The sequence below is a fragment of the Prosthecobacter vanneervenii genome, assembly GCF_014203095.1.
In the GTDB taxonomy this organism is placed as follows: Bacteria; Verrucomicrobiota; Verrucomicrobiia; order Verrucomicrobiales; family Verrucomicrobiaceae; genus Prosthecobacter; species Prosthecobacter vanneervenii.
Genome location: NZ_JACHIG010000030.1, coordinates 1 through 2,049 on the forward strand (window position 1 = coordinate 1; position 2,049 = coordinate 2,049).

Below are 2,049 nucleotides of genomic sequence, written 5' to 3' on the forward strand. Positions count from 1 at the left end.
GCAGCCTTGGCCTCACCCGTGCCCGTCACACCCGCCGCCTCCAGCCCCTCCTGCAGCAGGCACGCCAGGCACATCCCATCCCTCTCCAGCTTTCCGGAGCACACTGGGCATTGGTTCGGCGCTTGTCCGGTGGCATCCATCACATCACTTTCGCTTCACAGGTTGCTGCTCCGTCACGCGCACGCTGCCCGTCACAGCCATCCGCTCCCGGGCCTTGCCCAGCAGCTTCGCAGCCGCCCTCGGCTCCTCCTCATCCTGCCGCTCGCAGACGGCTACAATTTTTCTCAAAATCACCCCCGCCTCCTGCGGCCTCCCGCACTCCCTCAGCGCATCCGCCAGCGGCACAAACCTCGTGAAGTCTGCTATCTCCCCCTCCATCTGCCCCATCAGTCCCGGCAGCTGCTGCAAAAGCCTCCGCGCATCCGCATCCTCCCCCAGCTTCATCAGCGTCACCGCATGCTGCACCAGCAGCCCCGCCGCACTCGCAGGCAGCGGCCCATCGATCAGCCTTACCCGCTCCAGCCACAGCCCTCCCAGCTCACGCGCCTCATCCTTCAGATTCATCTGACGCAGCGTCTCCAGCAGCGCCTCCACCCGCACCAGCGTGTAGGCATCCGCAGGACCCAGCTGCTGGTCGCACACCTTCACCTCCGCACGCATCAGCTCCAGATTCCCCTCCAGATCCCCCTGCTTCAACAGCGTGCTGCTCAGCGCCTTCAGGCTCGACTTCGCCCTCATGTAATCCGGCCCCACCGTTTGCCAGTAGATCTCCATCGCTCGTCGCCCGTGCGCGATGGACTCCTCCACCTGCCCCGCCTCCCGGCAGTGCTTCGCCAGCCGTCCATACGCACGCCCGGTGATGGAATGCTTCTCTCCAAACTTCTCCATCGCAAAGTCACACGTCTCCCTTCCCAGCTTCAGCGCCTCCTGCCTTCTACCCTGCTCAAAAATCGCTGTCATCAGCTCGATCCGGCACAGGATGCTGTCAAAATTCTCCCCTGCCTTCTGGTAGTTTTCGATGCATCCCTTCAGCAGCCCCTCCGCCTCTTGCAGCGACGCACGGCTCCTCACCTCCTGCACCAGCTCTTCCGCCAGCGCATACTTCGTCTTGTAGATCTGCCCGTCATCTCCAGCCAGATGCCCCTCCTGCCAGGCCACGATCCGCCTCAGCTCATCTCGAAATTCCTGCCCCTCCACGCTGTCCGCCTCCGTCAGGTGCATCCTCTTCAGCGTCACCCGGTACCGCATGCTCCACAGCAGCGGATCATCCGCATCCAGAAACGGCTGCACTTCCGCCAGCACCACCTCAAACAGCTTCAGATCTGACGGCTTGTTCAGCAGTGTGGACAGCTCGTCCAGCATCACCGCCTTCCGGCGCGGATCTCCCTGAAACTCCCCCACCCTCCTCAGCAGCTCCTCCCTCAGATGATCAGGGTTCACATTCCTTCCCGTCAGGTGCTCATCCATTCCATGCACCGTCTCCAAAATGATCTCCGCGATCTCGTCAGACTCCTTCTTCTGCATCAGGGCCAGCCGCTGCGCCGCACGCGCCTTCACCGCCTGGTACACTGACACCGCCGTCCCCAGCACCAGGCACGTCACTGCACCCACCACCGCCAGCGTCACCGCCTTGTTCCTCCGCGCTAGTTTCCACACCCTCTCCACCGTCCCCACTGCCCTGCTCTCGATCGGCTCCCCGTTGAGAAACCTCTCCAGCTCATCCGCCAGATATCCCGCGCTCGGCAGCCGCTTCTCAGGCCGCTTCTCCAGGCAGCGCAAAATCAAAGTCGCCAGATCCGGGTGCACCCTCCCCAGCGATGCTGCCGTCACTCCCTCACCCGCAGTCGGCTTTCCATCCTTCGCCCCGTCACCCTTTCTCGTCGTCAGCTTCCCCGATGAACTGATCTCAGGCTCCTCCTGCGTGATCCTCCTCATCACCTCCACCGCGCTCCCCCCCGTAAACGGCAGCTTCTCCGTCAGCATCTGAAACAGCATCACCCCCAGCGCCCACACATCGCTCGCCGTCGTCACCTCCTTCGCCTTCCCCGC

The 2,049-nt window shown here is 63.3% G+C and carries 1 protein-coding gene; it reads right to left on the reverse strand.

Translation table 11 applies throughout. The features are described 5' to 3' along the window. Positions 1-144: 144 nt before the first annotated feature. Positions 145-2,049: tetratricopeptide repeat-containing protein kinase family protein (locus tag HNQ65_RS26465; RefSeq protein ID WP_246438776.1), on the reverse strand; the 1,905-nt coding region annotated here is incomplete at its 5' end.